Annotated in this window: 16 protein-coding genes; 11 read left to right on the top strand and 5 right to left on the bottom strand. The window is 34.9% G+C overall.

The window, feature by feature from the left end; translation table 11 throughout:
- Positions 1-229 precede the first annotated feature (229 nt).
- From AAHF87_RS02530 to AAHF87_RS02480, 11 genes are all read left to right on the top strand, one after another.
- A complete protein-coding gene (locus AAHF87_RS02530) occupies positions 230-2,026 on the top strand; it encodes a glycosyltransferase 87 family protein (RefSeq protein WP_342146801.1) in 1,797 nt (598 codons plus the stop codon).
- 61 nt (positions 2,027-2,087) lie between these two features.
- The gene (locus AAHF87_RS02525; RefSeq protein ID WP_342146800.1) at positions 2,088-3,464 is read left to right on the top strand and encodes a hypothetical protein; all 1,377 of its coding nucleotides are present in this window, start codon (positions 2,088-2,090) and stop codon (positions 3,462-3,464) included.
- Between the two features lie 267 nt (positions 3,465-3,731).
- Entirely contained in the window at positions 3,732-4,538 is an 807-nt protein-coding gene (rfbF, locus tag AAHF87_RS02520) for a glucose-1-phosphate cytidylyltransferase (RefSeq protein ID WP_342146798.1), read from the top strand.
- A gap of 12 nt (positions 4,539-4,550) precedes the next feature.
- Positions 4,551-5,645 (top strand): CDP-glucose 4,6-dehydratase, encoded by a 1,095-nt coding sequence (gene rfbG, locus AAHF87_RS02515; protein WP_342146796.1) that lies wholly within the window; start codon positions 4,551-4,553, stop codon positions 5,643-5,645.
- Positions 5,638-6,861 carry a DegT/DnrJ/EryC1/StrS family aminotransferase gene (locus AAHF87_RS02510; protein WP_342146795.1) on the top strand — a complete coding sequence of 408 codons (1,224 nt, stop codon included), beginning with the start codon at positions 5,638-5,640 and terminating at the stop codon, positions 6,859-6,861. Before rfbG ends, AAHF87_RS02510 begins: the two co-directional genes overlap by 8 nt.
- Entirely contained in the window at positions 6,861-7,238 is a 378-nt protein-coding gene (locus tag AAHF87_RS02505) for a GtrA family protein (protein ID WP_342146794.1), read from the top strand. The genes AAHF87_RS02510 and AAHF87_RS02505 overlap by 1 nt, the downstream gene beginning before the upstream one ends.
- Before the next feature lie 38 nt (positions 7,239-7,276).
- Entirely contained in the window at positions 7,277-8,224 is a 948-nt protein-coding gene (locus AAHF87_RS02500) for a glycosyltransferase family 2 protein (RefSeq protein ID WP_342146792.1), read from the top strand.
- A 12-nt stretch (positions 8,225-8,236) separates the two neighbouring features.
- Positions 8,237-9,265 carry an NAD(P)-dependent oxidoreductase gene (locus AAHF87_RS02495; protein WP_342146791.1) on the top strand — a complete coding sequence of 343 codons (1,029 nt, stop codon included), beginning with the start codon at positions 8,237-8,239 and terminating at the stop codon, positions 9,263-9,265.
- Positions 9,262-10,167 (top strand): acetaldehyde dehydrogenase (acetylating), encoded by a 906-nt coding sequence (locus tag AAHF87_RS02490; RefSeq protein ID WP_342146789.1) that lies wholly within the window; start codon positions 9,262-9,264, stop codon positions 10,165-10,167. Before AAHF87_RS02495 ends, AAHF87_RS02490 begins: the two co-directional genes overlap by 4 nt.
- Entirely contained in the window at positions 10,152-11,162 is a 1,011-nt protein-coding gene (dmpG, locus tag AAHF87_RS02485; protein WP_342146788.1) for a 4-hydroxy-2-oxovalerate aldolase, read from the top strand. The genes AAHF87_RS02490 and dmpG overlap by 16 nt, the downstream gene beginning before the upstream one ends.
- Before the next feature lie 48 nt (positions 11,163-11,210).
- On the top strand, positions 11,211-13,082 hold the full coding sequence (locus AAHF87_RS02480; RefSeq protein WP_342146787.1) for a thiamine pyrophosphate-binding protein: 1,872 nt from the start codon (positions 11,211-11,213) through the stop codon (positions 13,080-13,082).
- On the opposite strand, the gene AAHF87_RS02475 is transcribed toward AAHF87_RS02480, so the two are convergent.
- The 5 genes from AAHF87_RS02475 to hfq form a co-directional block, all read right to left on the bottom strand.
- Positions 13,079-14,365 (bottom strand): adenylosuccinate synthase, encoded by a 1,287-nt coding sequence (locus AAHF87_RS02475; protein WP_342146786.1) that lies wholly within the window; start codon positions 14,363-14,365, stop codon positions 13,079-13,081. The genes AAHF87_RS02480 and AAHF87_RS02475 overlap by 4 nt on opposite strands.
- Positions 14,362-15,297 (bottom strand): protease modulator HflC, encoded by a 936-nt coding sequence (locus AAHF87_RS02470; RefSeq protein ID WP_342146785.1) that lies wholly within the window; start codon positions 15,295-15,297, stop codon positions 14,362-14,364. Before AAHF87_RS02470 ends, AAHF87_RS02475 begins: the two co-directional genes overlap by 4 nt.
- Positions 15,294-16,478 (bottom strand): FtsH protease activity modulator HflK, encoded by a 1,185-nt coding sequence (hflK, locus tag AAHF87_RS02465; protein ID WP_342146783.1) that lies wholly within the window; start codon positions 16,476-16,478, stop codon positions 15,294-15,296. Before hflK ends, AAHF87_RS02470 begins: the two co-directional genes overlap by 4 nt.
- Positions 16,479-16,626: 148 nt before the next feature.
- Positions 16,627-17,814 (bottom strand): ribosome rescue GTPase HflX, encoded by a 1,188-nt coding sequence (hflX, locus tag AAHF87_RS02460; protein ID WP_342146781.1) that lies wholly within the window; start codon positions 17,812-17,814, stop codon positions 16,627-16,629.
- Entirely contained in the window at positions 17,807-18,088 is a 282-nt protein-coding gene (gene hfq / locus AAHF87_RS02455; RefSeq protein WP_342146779.1) for an RNA chaperone Hfq, read from the bottom strand. Before hfq ends, hflX begins: the two co-directional genes overlap by 8 nt.
- Positions 18,089-18,117: the final 29 nt, after the last annotated feature.

Genomic DNA, 18,117 nt, shown 5'->3' with positions numbered 1-18,117 from the left:
TTTAACTTTGAGAAACTCCTAGCTGATATTGCGAGCGCGGAAAATATTTACTAGTTGTAGTGAAATTTGATTTTTCGATTATATAAATGGCTCATTGACCTGCCAGTTTAAGCATCTTAATGCATAAAAATTAGTAAAATCATGGCTCAATTTACTATAGTATTAACATTTACTTTTAATTGTACCTCTGTATAATCAGTGTCTGTTACGAATAGGGATAATTTGTAAGATGTCGTTGTATAAGGGTTTATTTCCGACTTGTCAGTTAAGTAAAGCTGATTACTTCCTTGGCGGAATACTTTTTTTATTTTGTTATTTCGCCTTTTTTCAAGGTGATATAATTGCTACGGGATGGAATTCTTTAAACTATTTGTATGGAAATCCACTTGATTTTTACCAGAATTGTAGAAAAATTGTCGGACAAGGTATTTTTGACGCGGCTAGTTATCCGCCATCGATATTTTTAATCTTTGCAGTATGGCTTTTACCCTTTAAACTTTTAGGTTTCATTACCTCTCCTCACTATTTTCCAATCTACTTAGTATATTGGCTAAAAGCGTTAACTTCTTTAGTCTATGCTGTCACCGGCTTGGTTTTTTATCGGGTTACGCAGATTTATCAAACAAATCAAAAATGGGGGATCTACTCCACTTGGATTTGGTTAACATCTCCGCTAGCGTTTTTCTCTCAGTTTATTTTTTCTCAATACGATATTTTTTATGTTTTTTTAACCCTATTGGGTTTCCTGTTTTTTTTAGAAAAAAAAATCTATTGGGCTTCTTTTGTATTTGGCCTAGCAATAACTTTCAAATATTTCCCTTTTTTTGTTTTTATACCTTTACTTCTATTTTTTGAAAAAAAAATAATAAAAATAATTTTATGTGGATTGATCTTTTCAATTCCAACGCTGATTATTCAGGGATTATATATCCATTCGCCTGCCTATGTTGCGGGTGTATTGGAATTTTCCCCCCTTGCGCGTGTATTTTCAGCAGGCTTAACTTACAATGGTCAGAAAATATATTATATTTTTTCAGTATTTTTAATGTTATCTGGAATTACTTACTATTTAGATCTTTCTGAGAATTATAAAAAAATAGCCGCTTTTATTTTTTTATCTTCAAGTATATTTCCATTTCTATTTATAACCTGGCATCCGCAATGGTTAATTTTTATCACCCCCGCTATGGCGTTAACTACAGTTTTAAGTCAAAAAAATAAAATATCAAAACTTTTATTTTTTGACTTGTGTGGGATGTTATTTTTTATTGCTTATACTGTCTTATCCTTTCAAGATAATGTGGATTTAAATATGTTACAAACTAAATTGTTTCATATCCCTTTTCAGCACAACCAAAATATGAGCGTGTTATTTAGGGTGTTTAAAAATTTTAGTGCGAATGTTTATCTTTCGCTATTTTGGGGTTATTTAATTTTACAATTAATATTAAAATACCAATTTGTGTTAATAAATTCTTCAATTAAATCTGGATCTTGTTTATACACTAAAATTCGGCAGCGGTATTATATAGGAATATTTATTTTCATTATGCCCGCTAGTATTATGTTTATAATAAATTCTCTAAATAGTGATAGATATATTGCAAGCATTTACAGAGAAAAAACTTTTGGTGAGTTAACAGCTAATAGAATATTTGAACAAAGTTTCAAGGCTAAAGGTTCAGAGCTTAAACAAATAGATTTATTTTTAGCCACATTTTCACGAAAAAACAATAAGGATATTCAGTTAGAGATACTTACGCGAGATCATAAATCACTTTATACAATTAAACGAAAAGCAAGTCATTTACAAGATAATAGTTGGGAAGCTTTTAAGTTGCCAAATATCAAAACGAAAAAAAATAATATTTATTATATACGATTAACGTCGCCAACAAGCTATCTTGGTAATGCTATCTCTTGGTGGGCTTCTGAGCAACCGCATTATAAAAATGGTTCCGCTATAGTAGATGGAAAGCCGCAAGGTTCCGATTTTGCATTTCGATTGAAGTTTAATAAAATTTAAAAACATTCAATTTAAAATAAAAATTATTATTTATTTTAAATTGTTAAAGAGAATATTTTTAATGAAAATTAAAAGCAATTTGTTCCCTTTTGATCAATTGGGAAAGATAGATTATATTCTTGGCGGAGCGATTTTTTTATTTTTATTTTTAGGATTTTATGAGCCTGATATAATTTACACTGGATTAAATTCTTTAAATTTCCTATTTGGAGACCCGCTGGATTTTTATGAAAATTGTAAAAAAATCCAAGGTCACGGAATTATTCCATTAGTGAATTATCCTCCTAGTATTTTTCTAATTTTTGCATTGTGGATTTTTCCATTGAAATTATTAGGGTTAATAATAAATCCATATAATTTTCCCGTATATCTAGTCTATTGGTTGAAAACTTTAACTACTTTAGTATATATTGCTGCTGGTATTGTTTTTTATAAAATAACTCAATCATATTACAAAAATAAAAATTGGGGTATACAAGCAACTTGGTTATGGTTATCAACCCCAATTGCGGTCTGTATTCAATTTATATTTACGGAGTATGATATTTTTTATGTTTTTTTTACACTTGTCGGGTTTCTTTTTTTTCTAAAACAAAGAATTTTCTTAGGTTCTTTTATTTTTGGTATTGCGGTTACTTTTAAATATTTCCCTTTTCTAGTTTTCTTGCCTTTACTTTTATTTTTTGAAAAAAAACCTTTTAAATTAGTTTTTTATTTTTTTATTTTTCTTGTTCCGCACCTTATAATAAAAATTATATACGGTCATTCTTTAGCTTATATTCAAGGTGTAAGGTGTTTTGCGGTTATGTATCGCGTTTTTGATGTCTATTTAAACTTTAGAGCGTACGATGTAAAGCTTTTGTTTTTTTTCTTGATATTTTCCTTCCTTTGCTGCTTTTCTTATTATTTAAATTTTACCGAAAACTATAAAAGAGTGTCTGCTTATATTTTGCTAGTAGGTTCTATATTCCCTTTTTTATGTCTATCATGGCATCCTAATTGGTTACTGTTTACTACACCAGGTATTTTATTAACTACTGTTCTAAACCAGCATAATAAAACTGCTAAGCTTTTAATGCTGGATCTGTATGGATTTTATTTTTTTGTTGCTTATATTGTAACTCTTAATGCTTACAAAAATATCTTTGATTTAGCAATGTTCCACGCAAATATATTTCATATAAAACATAAATATTTATTGCGAATGGATAATTTTTATCCATTCTTAGATTACTTTGATAGCTTTAAAGCGAACATTTATTTTTCTATTTTTTTAGGTTATTTAGTTTTTCAACTTATAACCAAATATAGGATAATATCTGATGTATCGTCAGAAGGACCTGGTTATTATTCTTACCATCAAGTACGTATAAATTATTATTGTGGTATTTCAATATTTCTTATTCCTGCAATTTTAGCTTTTTTTATAAATAAATAATTGATACATTTGCTTGCATTTAAAATAACTTATTTAATAAATTAAAAAAAACTATAATTCATAGATTTTTACAAATCTAGATAGATATTGCTTTTAAATTATATTTCGTAGGAGAATTTATTTTTTTTAGTTTCTAGAAAAAAATTACTTAAAAATATGAGTTATTAGAAATTTAAACTATATATTTAATTAAATTTTTTTTAACCGTTAGGAATTAATATATACAACTTACTTATTATGCAACTAGGCCATTTCACAAGGAAAATTATGAAAGCAGTTATATTAGCTGGAGGTAGTGGGACGCGTATAAGTGAGGAAACTAGTGTAAAACCTAAACCCATGATTGAAATAGGTGGTAAACCTATAATATGGCACATCATGAAAATATTTTCTGCGTATGGGATTTACGATTTTATTATCTGTTTAGGCTATAAAGGCTATCTGATTAAAGAATATTTTTCGAATTATTATTTACATACTTCGGATATTACTTTTGATATGACTAAAAATGAGACTAAAATTCACCAGAATAAGGCAGAGCCTTGGCGGATAACTTTAGTGGAAACAGGGGAGCAAACCATGACAGGGGGGCGGCTAAAAAGAGTGGCTCCTTACCTAGATGATGAGGATTTTTGTTTTACTTATGGAGATGGACTCGGCGATGTTAATCTTAGAGTACTCATTGACTATCACAAACAGCAAAATACCCTAGCAACATTAACAGCGGTGCAGGCTGGAGGTAGATTTGGAGCGCTAAATATCTCAGATAAGAAAGTCATTGCGTTCAAAGAAAAGCCGCACGGGGATGGTGCTTGGATTAATGGTGGGTTCTTTGTTTTATCCCCTCTAGTCCTTAACTATATTGAAAATGATAATACGTTATGGGAGAAGCAACCTTTGGAGACTTTAGCACAGCAGGGTGAGCTGTCTGCCTATTTTCATCATGATTTCTGGCATCCGATGGATACATTGCGTGATAAGAATACTTTAGAGGAAATCTGGTCTTCTGGAAATGCTCCTTGGAAGCTTTGGGATATTAATTCGCAGAAAATAAAAAACTCAATCTGTAACTAATTAGTAATATTAATGAAATTTTGGCAAGGAAAAACAGTATTATTAACTGGCCATACTGGCTTTAAAGGGAGTTGGTTGTCTTTATGGTTAAAATCACTTGGCGTTAATTTGATTGGTTATTCTTTAGTCCCGACCACGGTTCCGAGTCTCTTTGATATAACACAGCTTAGCACTGGGATGATAAGCATCTTAGCAGACGTAAGAGATTTTTCAGCATTACATGCGGTAATAAAGAAATACCAGCCAGAAATTATTATTCACATGGCCGCGCAATCACTGGTTCGTCATTCTTATCAAGCCCCTTTAGAGACCTATACAACCAATATTATGGGCACGATAAATTTACTCGAAGCAGCGCGATTAACAGAGTCTGTTAAAGCTATAGTCAACGTAACCAGTGATAAATGCTATGAAAATGCTGATTTAAATAAAAAATATCGGGAAGAAGATAGACTTGGTGGTCATGATCCCTATAGTAACAGTAAAGCCTGTTCAGAATTAGTAACCCAAACTTATCGGGATGTATATTTCAAACCTAGAGGCGTAGGCGTTGCTACGGTAAGAGCCGGAAACGTTATCGGGGGGGGAGATTGGGCTAAGGATCGCTTGGTTCCTGACGTGCTTAATTCCTGCAATAAGGAAGAAAATGTTTTGCTACGCTATCCAGATGCCTTCCGTCCCTGGCAACATGTGTTACAACCGCTTTATGGATATTTAATATTAGCCGAAAAATTGTATTCTGCGCCTGCTATCTTCGCAGAAAGTTGGAATTTTGGGCCGGAAATTGAGGATATAAAATCGGTAAGCTGGATTACTGAATATATTATAAAAATTTCTAATAGCACTGTTAAATGGATCAAGGATGAAACTAAACATTTGCATGAAGCAAACATCTTGCAGCTAGACAGTAGCAAAGCAAAGAAATTTTTGAGATGGGGTCCAATCTGGAATCTAGAAACAGGTCTCAAAAAAACGGTAGATTGGTTTCAAGCTTATCAAACTGAAGAAAATATGCACGATAAGACCATAAGTCAAATTAACCAATTTAGAAATGATATGCAGGGCTTTGCTGAAAAAAATTTTATTAAGGAAACATTCAATGTCTAAGGGATTTATTCATGTGCCCTACGGAAAATCTGTGCATGGAGAAGAAGAGATAGCAGCGGTTGTATCTGTATTGCGTAATTCTACACAAATGGGTAAAGCTGTCCGTGAAATGGAAGAGAAAATATCGGCATTATTTAATAAGAAATTTGGGATAATGCTTAATTCAGGCTCATCAGCCAATTATCTAGCGATTGAATTATTAAAATTACCAGAATTTTCTGAAGTAATAACACCAGCGCTAACATTTTCAACTACCGTAGCCCCATTGATAAAAAATAAATTAGTTCCAGTTTTCGTTGACGTCGAATTGGATACATTCAATATTGATGCCGAGCAGATAGTAAGCATGATCACTGACAAAACTAAAGCGTTAATCATTCCAAATTTACTGGGAAATTTACCAGACTGGCATCAAATTAGATTGATTGCTGATAAATATAATCTAGTCGTTATCGAAGACTCCTGTGATACCTTAGGGGCTACTCTAGATGGAAATGCTAGTGGTTTTTATTCTGATATGACCACAACGAGTTTTTACGGATCGCACATCATTAATTGTGCTGGAAATGGTGGTATGTTGTGTGTAAACAATCCGTTTTTTGCAGAGAAAGCGAAATTACTGCGTAGCTGGGGACGTAGTTCGTCTTTATATGTAGAGTCAGAAAGCATAGAAAATCGTTTTCAAAATAAAATTGATGAAATTGATTATGACGCTAAATTTATCTTTGAAGAAGTTGGTTATAATTTAGAACCATCAGAATTAGGGGCGGCATTTGGATTGGTTCAATTATCTAAACTGGATAAAAATATTAGCGTTCGTGAAAAAATTTTTGCTTCACATTTATATTTTTTTTCTAAATATACAGATTGGTTTATTTTACCTAGACAATTGCATGGCTCAAAAACGGCTTGGCTAGCTTTTCCCTTTATTGTGAGAGATGATGCGCCATTTAAACGTAAGGATTTACAAATATTTTTAGAACAGAGAAATATACAAACTAGAACAATATTTACCGGAAATATTTTGCGACAACCTGGATTTACCAATATTTTACGTCGCGAAACAGAATTTGGATATCCCCATGCGGATCAAATAATGCGTGGAGGCATGTTGGTAGCATGCCATCATGGGTTGACTTCAAAAATGATCACCCATCTTTACACGGTATTTAAAAAATTTTTTAACATTTATTTACAAAACACTGTTGCTCTCTAATGAAAGAAAGTTTGCAAACTAGAAAACAATTTATGCGTTTTATATTAGTTGGAGGGTTAAATACTGCTTTTGGTTATTTTATATACAGTTTTGTTGTTTTTATGGGATGTTCATTTTATATTGCAACCCTAGTTTCAACCTGTATAGGAATTTTTTTTAATTTTTTTACTACAGGAAGAATTGTATTTAAAAATAATAATTTTAATTTATTTATAAAATTTATTATTATAGCCATTTTATTATATTATATACGAGTAGAATTTATTAAAATAATACTAAATTTTTATGCCAAAAGTATTTATTTTTCAGGATTTTTAGCCATATTTCCAGTTTCAATTATAACTTTTTTTTTAAACAAATATGTTGTTTTCAAGTAGTATAAATTAATTTATAATTAACCTATTAGAGTGTATCCGTGAAAAAAATTATTTCAATAGTAACTCCATGTTTTAATGAGGAGCTAAATATATTAGAAATTTATGAGAAAACGAAAGTTATTTTTAATAAATTTAAAGCTTATCAATACGAACATATTTTTATTGACAATAACTCCCAAGATAATACGCTAAAAATATTAAAAGAAATTTCTGAAAAAGACAAAAATATAAAAATTATAGTTAATTCGCGTAATTTTGGTCATATTCGCTCTCCCTATTATGCTTTACTACAAGCTAGTGGTGAGGCTGCAATAATTCTTGCCGCTGATTTACAAGATCCCCCTCAAATGATCGGTGAGTTTATTAAGGAATGGGAAAAAGGTTACAAAATTGTAATTGGAATTAAGAATAAAAGTAAAGAATCTAAAATAATGTTTTTTTTGAGAAGGCTTTATTATAATTTTGTTACAAAAATTGCGGATATTGAATTAATTAAAAATTTTACTGGCTTTGGTTTATATGATAAGTCAATATTAAAAATTCTAAAAAAAATCAACGATCCTTATCCTTATCTGAGAGGTCTAATATCAGATATCGGTTTTGAGCGTAAAGAAATTTTTTATACTCAGCCCAAACGAAGTTTTGGAGTGACAAAAAATAATTTTTATACACTTTATGATATTGCAATGCTTGGAATTACTAATCACTCTAAACTTCCTATACGATTGGCAACTATAGGAGGTTTTTTTCTTTCAGTGTTGAGTTTATGTGCAGCTTTTCTTTTTCTAGTACTTAAATTGATATCTTGGAAATCATTCAATACTGGAATATCCTCTATTTTATGTGGTTTATTTATTTTTTCTTCGGTACAACTATTCTTTATAGGTTTGTTAGGAGAGTATATTCTATCTATTCACACTCGAACTATGAAAAGACCAATAATCATAGAGAAAGAACGTATAAATTTTAACACTCGTTCTAATTAGCAAATAGCATGTATGTTTAATCCATTGCAAGCGGATTTAGATTATATTTTTTTACATACTAAGCATTTATGGGAAGAGCTTAGAAATAAACATATTTTTATTACTGGGGGAACGGGGTTTTTTGGGTGTTGGATTTTAGAAAGTCTTGTTTTTATTAATAAGAAAATTGAATTAAATGTAAACATAACTATCATAACTCGATACCCTAATAAATTTAATAAAAAGTGTCCTCATCTTGCCAAAGAACCTTTTCTTCGAATTTGTAAAGGAGATATTCTAGATTTTAAATTTTCAAAAGAAAGCTTTCATTATTTAATACATGCCGCAGTTGATACTAGCATAGTTACAAAGCAGAATTACTATCTACCTATGCTAACTAATATTGCAAATGGAACTAAGCGTATATTAGAATTTGCAAGAATAAAAAAAATAAAAAAAGTGCTTTTTATTAGCTCAGGGGCGGTATATCGAAACCAAATAACTAACCGAGAAAAGATAGATTTAAATAATTTTATGTCATGTTACGCTGGGGGGAAAGACATAGCAGAGTCAATGTGTAATCTATATGTAGAAAAATATCAACTTGATATAAAAATTGCAAGATGTTTTTCTTTTGTTGGTCCTTATTTACCACTTGATTTGCATTATGCAATTGGTAACTTTATTCGAGATAAACTTAATGGTAATTCTATAAAAGTAAACGGTGATGGTACATCAATTCGGTCTTATTTATATGCTGCAGATCTAACTATTTGGTTATGGAATATATTATTTCGAGGAAAAAATTTATTTCCATATGATGTAGGCTCTGATCAGGCGGTAACTATTAAGGAGCTTGCAGAATTGATTGCTAATTCCTATCAGCCGAAGAGTAGTATAAATATTTTGCAACCCTATGTTAAGAATGATAACTTACCTGAAAGGTATGTGCCTAATACTTTAAGAGCAACAAAAGATTTTAAATTATTACCACAAATTAATTTATCAGAGGCTATAAAAAGGACTTTTGCATGGCATATTTTTAAAAGGGAAAATGCTTGAATGAGATTAATTTAAATGTGAAAGTTGCAATACTTGGAAGTGGCAACATAGGTACCGATTTATTAATTAAAATTTTGCGATCACCTTATTTAGAATGTGGTGCATTTATTGGTCGAAATCCATTATCTAAGGGCATACAAAAAGCTGGAGAATTGGGAATTCATACTTCAAGTTTGGGTATTGAGTATATTCAAAAAAATCCCGATTGTTGTGAGTTGGTGTTCGATGCAACTTCAGCCACTGCACATGCTGTCCATGCACCGATTTTGAAAAAATTGAATAAATTTACCATTGATCTTACACCTGCAAGACAAGGAGCAATGTGTGTACCGATCATAAATTTAGAGACTGCATTACAGCATAAAAATGTGAATATGATAACCTGTGGCGGGCAAGCCACTTTACCGATTATTCATGCGCTCAGCACTTCTGGTGCGAAGATTCAATACATCGAAGTGGTTTCCAGTATTGCATCATCGAGTGCAGGGCCGGCTACGCGAATTAATCTAGATGAGTATATACACACTACCGAGCAAGCCATAAAATTTTTTGCGGGCATTTCTAGCGCTAAGGCTATATTAAATCTAAATCCCGCATTACCGTGTATTGATATGCAAACCACAATTTTTGCTAAAGTTAAGGATTTAGATTTGCAAAAATTTACTAAAATGGCCGCATGGGTTGAGAAAAAAGTTCAGAGTTATGTGCCGGGCTATAAAATACTTTTAAATCCTTTAATAGAAAATAAGCGCATCATTATAATCGTGCAAGTGAAAGGACAGGGTGATTATCTGCCTGACTATGCTGGAAACCTTGATATTATCAATTGTGCTGCGTTGGCGATAGCAGAAAAATACGCAATGAATAGATTGAGTAAGGAAATTCTATGCGATCAATCTTAATCAGTGATCCGACTTTGCGCGATGGAAATCACGCCCTAAAACATCAATTAAACCGCGATCAAATTACTAACTATTGTATTGCGGCAGAATCTGCAGGTATTCCGATTGTGGAAGTTGGCCATGGTAATGGTTTGGGTGCCTCTTCCTTGCAACTCGGAATGGCTAAACTGACAGATAAAGAAATGCTGAGCATAGCAAGAATGCATCTTAAAAAATCGCGTTTAGGGATTCATATTATTCCCGGATTCGGAACCATTGAAAAAGATTTGCGTCCGGCTGTTGAATTGGGAGTTGATGTGGTGCGTGTGGCTGCTCATTGTTCTGAAGCAGATATAACTGAGCGACATATACAATTCACTCGTATACAAGAAAAAACTGCTTACGGCGTGTTGATGATGGCACATATGATGAGTGCCGAAGAATTGCTTGTGCAAGCGACTAAGATGCAAGCTTATGGTGCACAGGGCATAGTTTTTATGGATTCGGCAGGTAATTTTTTGCCAGAGGATGTGCTTGATAGAGTAAAAATATTAGTTGATCATCTTTCTATTCCCGTAGGATTTCACGCGCACAATAATTTAGGCCTTGCTATAGCAAATTCATTAGTTGCTGTAGAAGCGGGAGCAACGATTTTGGATGGTTGTGCACGTGGCTTGGGTGCAGGTGCGGGAAACACCCAACTTGAGGTGTTGGTAGGAGTGCTGGAGCGAAAAGGATATCATACGGGTATAGATTTTTATAAAATGCTGGATGCCAGCGATATCGCTGAACGAGAACTGCTGCACGAAATTCCTTCAATAAAATCATTAAGTATTATTAGTGGGCTTGCGGGTATTTTTTCCGGATTTTTAAAACCGGTTTTGCGTATTGCAAAGGAATTTGACGTTGATCCCAGAGATATTTTTATTGAATTAGGGCGGCGTAAAATAATAGCCGGCCAAGAAGACATCATCCTTGAAGTCGCTAGTGATTTAGCAAAAGAACATACTAGCTAACATAAACTTAGTTTAAGTTTAAATTTAAACTTATTTAGAAGTTTTTTTATGAAAGTAAGTGAACTTATCGCCAATTTTTTAGCAGAAAAAGGCATACGCTATGTATTTGGTATTATTGGGGCCGGAAATGCGCAGCTATTCGACTCAATAAAATTGAAAGGATTTACAACGATAATATGCGTTCATCATGAACAAGCCGCTTGTATGGCGGCGCAAGCATACTATCGCATTTGTGGTGGTTTATCCGCTGCGATTGTTACCACCGGCGCAGGATCGACCAATGCAGTTACCGGAGTGGTGAGTGCCTGGATGGACTCTATTCCTTGCTTAGTGATTTCTGGAAACGAAAATTCTAAATATACTCTGGAAGATAATCCGTTAAGAATTTGGGGCGTCCAGGGTTACGACTCTGTTGCTATGGTGAGTAGAGTAACTAAATATGCAACAAGGGTTTTAAGTCCAAATCAAGCATTATTAGCTTTAGAAACTGCCTATTATCATGCATTAAATGCTAAGCCTGGACCTTGTTGGGTCGATTTTCCAATGAATATTCAAGCTTTGCAGTTACAAGAGTTTGAATCGTCTCAACCTATGCAAGCACAACTATCAAAACCTTCTTCTGAGAATGCTTTAAAAATAACTGAGCTGTATCAGCTAGCAAATTGCGTATGGAATGAATTAACCAAAGCGCAACGACCAGTTATTTGGTTAGGCCATGGTATTCGCTTAGCCGATGCAGTTGATCTCGTTGAACCTTTTATCAATTTTTTACAATGCCCAGTGTTAATTTCCTGGGCTGGTATTGACATTATTTCATCCGATCACCCTTTAGTTTTTGGCAGAGCGGGTGTCTATGGTCAACGAGCCGCTAATTTTATTTTACAAAATTGCGATTTTCTTTTGGCAGTGGGAACGCGCTTAGCCATTCCTCAAATTGGCTATGATTTGCATGAGTTTATTAGAACAGCAAAATTAGCTTTGGTGGATATTGATTTAGCTGAGACCCAGAAATATGCAGATAAAATATCCATACCTATACACGCAGATGCGAAAGATTTTATGCAAGCCATGTTGGCTATTAGAGAATCAAATTCTATTTCCAAACAGAAACCAAAGTTTTGGTTAGAACAATGTAATAATTATCGAAATAAATATCCCATTTTAAATCATGAATATTTTGATCGTGATGGTTATATCAATTCTTATACTTTTATCCATAAACTATCTGGTTATTTTACAAATAACCAGATTATAGTCACCGATATGGGTACTGCGTTATTAAGCACGCATCAAATATTATCGATTAAAAAAGGCCAACGTTTAATTACCTCGACGGGTTTGGGTGAAATGGGTTACGCACTTCCTGCCGCAGTAGGCGCAGCATTTGCCAATAAAAATGCTGAAATAATTTGTTTGAACTGTGATGGCGGAATGATGCTTAATTTGCAAGAATTACAAACCATAGCGCATCACAATTTACCGATAAAAATATTTGTGTTTAATAATGATGGTTATCTTATGATTAAACATACACAAAAAGCATTATTTTCTGGGAGGTATGCAGGGACTAATAAACAATCGGGTGTCAGCTGCCCGGACTTTTCTGCTTTAGCGCGAGCATTTAATATACCATCGTTTGTTATTCGCAGCTGGGAGGATGTAGAATCGGAAATTCCAAAAATAAAAAATTTATCTGGACCCGTTATTTGTGAAGTATTTACACATCCCGAACAATTATTTAGTCCTAAATTATCTTTAGCTTTGCAAAAAGATGGCTCTATCATCTCTCCTCCTTTAGAAGATCTATCTCCATTACTTCCTAGAGAAGAACTACGTGAAAATATGTTGATAGGTATGCATCCCAAATCTGAAGTAATAGAAGTAAAAGCTGAATTGAAAGATACTTCGATTTGTGGTTAAACAATCTTCTCTAAAACTATCGTTTCATCTCTGTCGGCACCGGTAGAAATAATCACTATCGGTATGCCCACCAACTCTTCAATCCGATGCAAATACGCTTGCGCATTTTTCGGTAATTTGGCCAATTCTTTTATCGGCGTCGTCGGTGTTTGCCAACCAGGGAGTTCTTCGTACATCGGGATACATTGGCTGAGATCTTCTGGATTTAATGGTAAGTCGGTTAATACCTGCGTTCCTAATCGATAAGCCGTGCAAATTTTAATAGTTGGCAGCGTATCTAATACATCCAATTTGGTTAGACATAAAGCGGAGACGCTATTTAATTGGACTGCGCGGCGCAATAACACCGTATCTAACCACCCACAACGCCTTGGACGTTTAGTAACACTTCCGTATTCGTTACCGCGGTCTCTGAGATTATCGCCGTCTTGGTCGAGTAACTCCGTTGGAAAAACGCCGTTACCGACACGTGTGCTATACGCTTTGCTGACGCCTAACACATAATCGAAGCAACGTATGCCTAAACCGCTACCGGTGGCTGCAGAGCCGGCTATGGTATTCGATGAGGTGACATAGGGATAAGTCCCTTGATCGATATCTAAAAAGGTACCTTGCGCTCCTTCAAATAATAAAGGTTTTTTTTCTTGGTGATAGCTTGCTAAAAGTGCAGGGACATCAGTAATTAACGGAACTAATTGTTTGCCTAATGTTAATAAATGTGCACAGGTTTTTTCGTAGTCGATGGTGGGTGCTTGATAATAATGTTCGAGTATAAAATTATGATAATGGAATAAGGTTTTTAATTTTTCAGCGAATTGTTGTGGATTAAAAAAATCACACAGTCGTAAACCGCGTCGCGCTACTTTATCTTCATAAGCAGGTCCTATGCCGCGTTTGGTGGTGCCGATGGCATTTTTTCCACTCTTTTCGCGCGCTTCATCGAGTGCAATATGTGTCGGTAGAATAATAGGACAGGTCGCGCTGAGCTTCAGGCGTAGTCGTGCTGGGACACCTTGCTGTTCTAGTTCATCCATTTCTTTGATCAGGGCTTCTGGCGAAATGACTACGCCATTTCCAATTAAACATTCTACACCGGCATGTAAAATTCCAGAGGGGATTAACCGTAAAATCGTTTTTTTACCTTGGATAACCAAAGTATGTCCGGCATTATGTCCGCCTTGAAAGCGTACTACGGCTTTAACGTGCTGCGTGAGTAAGTCAACAATTTTCCCTTTGCCTTCGTCGCCCCATTGGCATCCAATAATGATGATGGTTTTTGTCATAATATTTGGTGGGTTAATTTAAGCTGGCTTTTATGCGAGTGAATTTTTTCTAATTTTAAGTGTGCATCTTTTGTATTTAATAACAAAAAATTATTCGTTGAGGATTGGTTAAATCCTTGTTGATAGGCTTCTAGATTGAGATAAAAAGCCGCAAATTCTGGATTTTTATTATAGGCTTGATTATATATTTTTGCGGCTTCGGCGTCGCCTCGTGCACGAATCTTTGCAGCTTCCTCTTTTGCCTTAGCTAAAATTAAACTGACTGAATTATCGGCGTTGGCACGAATCAATTCGGCGTTGGCTTTACCTTCGGCGCGTTGGGCAATGGCAATATTTTCTTGTTCACTACTCATACTGTTTAATAATCGTGTATTAGCATCACTAGAGAGATGTAATTGCTTAAAACCAATACCGATAAGTTTAATTCCGGCGGTTTTAAGTTGTTTATTAATAGTAGACAAAATGCTATCTATTTGCGTAGGTGATCCATGTAGGATGAGTTGGCTAAAGGATCGATGCGGATCTTTATCATTAAATAAAGTGTTTATCTGTTGGCTAACTAATAATTTAATTTGCTGCAAATTATTTTTAGTTTGTTCGTAGTAACGCACAGGATCACTGATGCGCCAATTCGCATAATAATCGATGTTAATGGGTTTATCGGGTGAATTATTAGTATCACTGACCTCACTAAAGAACAGTGTTTGCAAGCGATTATCCAGCAATATCGGACGCATCAAAAAAGGAATTTTAAAATGTAAGCCAGGTTTTAGAACCAAATCTTGTTCTTGCGCATAGGTGGTTAATTTTTCTGCAGATAACAGCAAGCCGCTATGACCTTCGGGCACGATAGTAGTGCTTTGGTAAAGAATAAATAATAAACAGATTAAAAAACCTAAGAGTAAATGAATTTTTTTTCTTAGAATGATCATTCATATCCTCCGGAAATATTGTAACTACTGGGGATAGTATTATTTGTTTTATTATTCGATTCGTTATCAATACTTGATGTTTTATCGTTGCTAGTCGAAGTAGGGGCTTTTTCTATCTTGGCGTTTACTGGCGATGCGGTTTGGAGTTGGTCTAAGGTTAATGAAAAATTAGTATTCGCATTATTGGCTACAACCAGCTTATTGCTATGTGCCATCATCGTTTGCAAAGCGCTTAAATAAAGCCGTTTTCGCGTCAATGCAGGAGCAGCTTCATAAGCCGGTAGTAAGGCTAAAAAGCGAATGATATCGGTTTTAGCTTTTAATACGACTTCTTGTTGATAAGCTTTGGCATCCGTTATAAGTCGTTGTGCCAGCGCTCGAGCGCGTGGTTCCACTTGGATGGCATAAACATTGGCTAGCTTTTCTAGTTGTTGCTTATCATTTTTGGCATTAGCAACATCAGTAAAAGAAGCATGCAGTTGCTCTGGAATTTGGATAGGTCCCAACTCAATATTTTTGATAGCTAAGCCGGTTTGTTGTTGTATTGTTAAAGTATCCAACTGTTTTTGTAAGCGTTCTGCGAGCGAGAAATTTGAAGTGCTGAGCAGTTGCTTTAATGTAAACTGACTGAGGACCTGATTTACTACATTGTGTAAGGTCTCTTGAACGCTGAGTAAAGGCTGAGCGGTGGCAAAAAGGTAGTTGCGCGGATTAGCGATAGAATAATCAATATCGACGTCTACAGCAATTTTGTTTTCATCTTGCGTTAATAATTTAACCTGAGTGGAAAGTTTAGCTAATTTGCCGGAATTTACTATTGTGTAATGTTGGAAAGGTTTAAGGATCCAATGATAGCCTGAACCTAGTGTTGTGCTATAGGCTCCAAGGCGAGTAATAACGGCTGATTCACCCATATTGACTTTGAAAAAGCCGAGCGCAAGCCATGCAAGTAAGCAGACGATCGAAATCAGACTAAGTGACTTGGCATTAAGTTTTGTGGGTAAGAAAGGGAAAGGACGAGCGAGCGCCGACTTCTTATTCAAAATTCTTAGCTTAAATAAAGCGACGATCTTCTTTACTAAATCACGTAGAAACGCTTCAAGATCGGGAGGAGTCTGTTTGGGTCGTCCTGTCCACGGATCTTTGTTTTTACTGGGATCACCCGGTTCGTTCCAGGGCATAATATGCTCCAATTGTTAGCCTTCTATACTTTACAATACAGTTTACCGCTTTTTAGTAGCTAGCTGTCAAATAGCTTAGACGGTATTTTTTATGTAACTTGCCTGCTGAGGAGAGCATTTTAGGCATGCTGAGCCATTCTCGCAACTATTAATTCATCACCGCGTCGTTATGATCAGATGAAGCGGGGTCAAATAGACTAGCTTGTGTATGATGGTTTGGCAGATAAGATTTTTCGCTATCCGCTTGATAAGCCAGACATTCGATGATTGCCTGTCGTAATAAATCGATACCTATACCCGATTGAGCGGATATCCAAACTTTAATAGGTAGGCCTACCGCATTGCGTTCTAAACGAGGCGGCGTATCGTCTAGTAAATCAATTTTATTGACCACCAGCAATTGCGTAATGTGATCGGTATGTATTTGTTTTAAAACATTATTTACCGCTAGATTACATTCATTTTTATCATTATTCGTAGCATCCACTACATGTAATAGTAGATCGGCTTGTTGTGTTTCTTCTAAAGTCGCTCGAAAAGCCACGACGAGGTGGTGAGGCAAGTGGCGTATAAAACCTACCGTATCGGCCAAAATAGCGATTTGTCCGTCGTTAAGAGGCAGTCGACGTATATTGGGATCTAATGTGGCAAAAGGTTGATTAGCGACAAAAACCGTGGCTTTAGTCAAACGATTAAATAACGTGGATTTCCCGGTATTCGTGTATCCGACTAGCGAAATATGTGCTAAACGAGACTTTCTTCTTGCACGTTGGCTTTGCGCACGTTGTGCGCGAACTTTTTCTAAACGTTTTTTTATAATTTTTATTTGTTGTCGAATCAAACGCTTATCGGTTTCTAATTGCGTTTCACCGGGACCGCGTAAGCCAATACCACCGCGTTGCCTTTCCAAGTGCGTCCAACCACGGATGAGCCGCGTGGAAAGATGTTCTAGTTGCGCAAGTTTAACCTGCAATTTCCCTTCAAAGGTACGTGCACGTTGCGCGAAAATATCTAGAATTAACCCAGTACGCCCTAATACCCGACAATGTAATTTTTGTTCTAAATTACGTTCTTGAGCGGGACTTAAATCGTGATTAAATAGAATTAATTGTGCTCGATGTGCAATTGCAGCAGTGTAAATTTCTTCAAGTTTACCCAAGCCAATGAAATACTTTACTTGTGCTTTGCGCTGTCGCCCAGTGATGAGAGTCATCGCGCGGGCGCCCGCTGCTAGAGCTAGCTCCTGAAATTCTTTTACTATTTCTTCGGGTTCATATTTTTTAAAATAAATATGAACCAATAGTGCTAGCTCACCGCTTTGGGGACGTTCAAGCATTACTGATTTCTAATTCCTCAACTGGCACATTAGTATTTTGTTGATCATCGCATTCATCAATACTTGCTAATTTAACATTCTTTGCTGGAACGACGGTTGAAATAGCATGTTTGTAGACCATTTGGCTAACTGAGTTTTTTAATAACACTACGAACTGATCAAATGATTCTACTAAACCCTGAAGTTTAATCCCGTTAACAAGATAGATTGAAACCGGAACTTTATCTTTACGCAATGCGTTTAGAAAAGGATCTTGTAGTTGCCCTTTAGACATAATTAGCTTCTCCATGCAAATTTTAAATA

The organism is Rickettsiella endosymbiont of Aleochara curtula, from assembly GCF_964030935.1.
Lineage (GTDB): Bacteria > Pseudomonadota > Gammaproteobacteria > Diplorickettsiales > Diplorickettsiaceae > Aquirickettsiella.
Note: the sequence above shows the minus strand (reverse complement) of the source record. Positions and strands in the feature narration are given on the sequence as shown.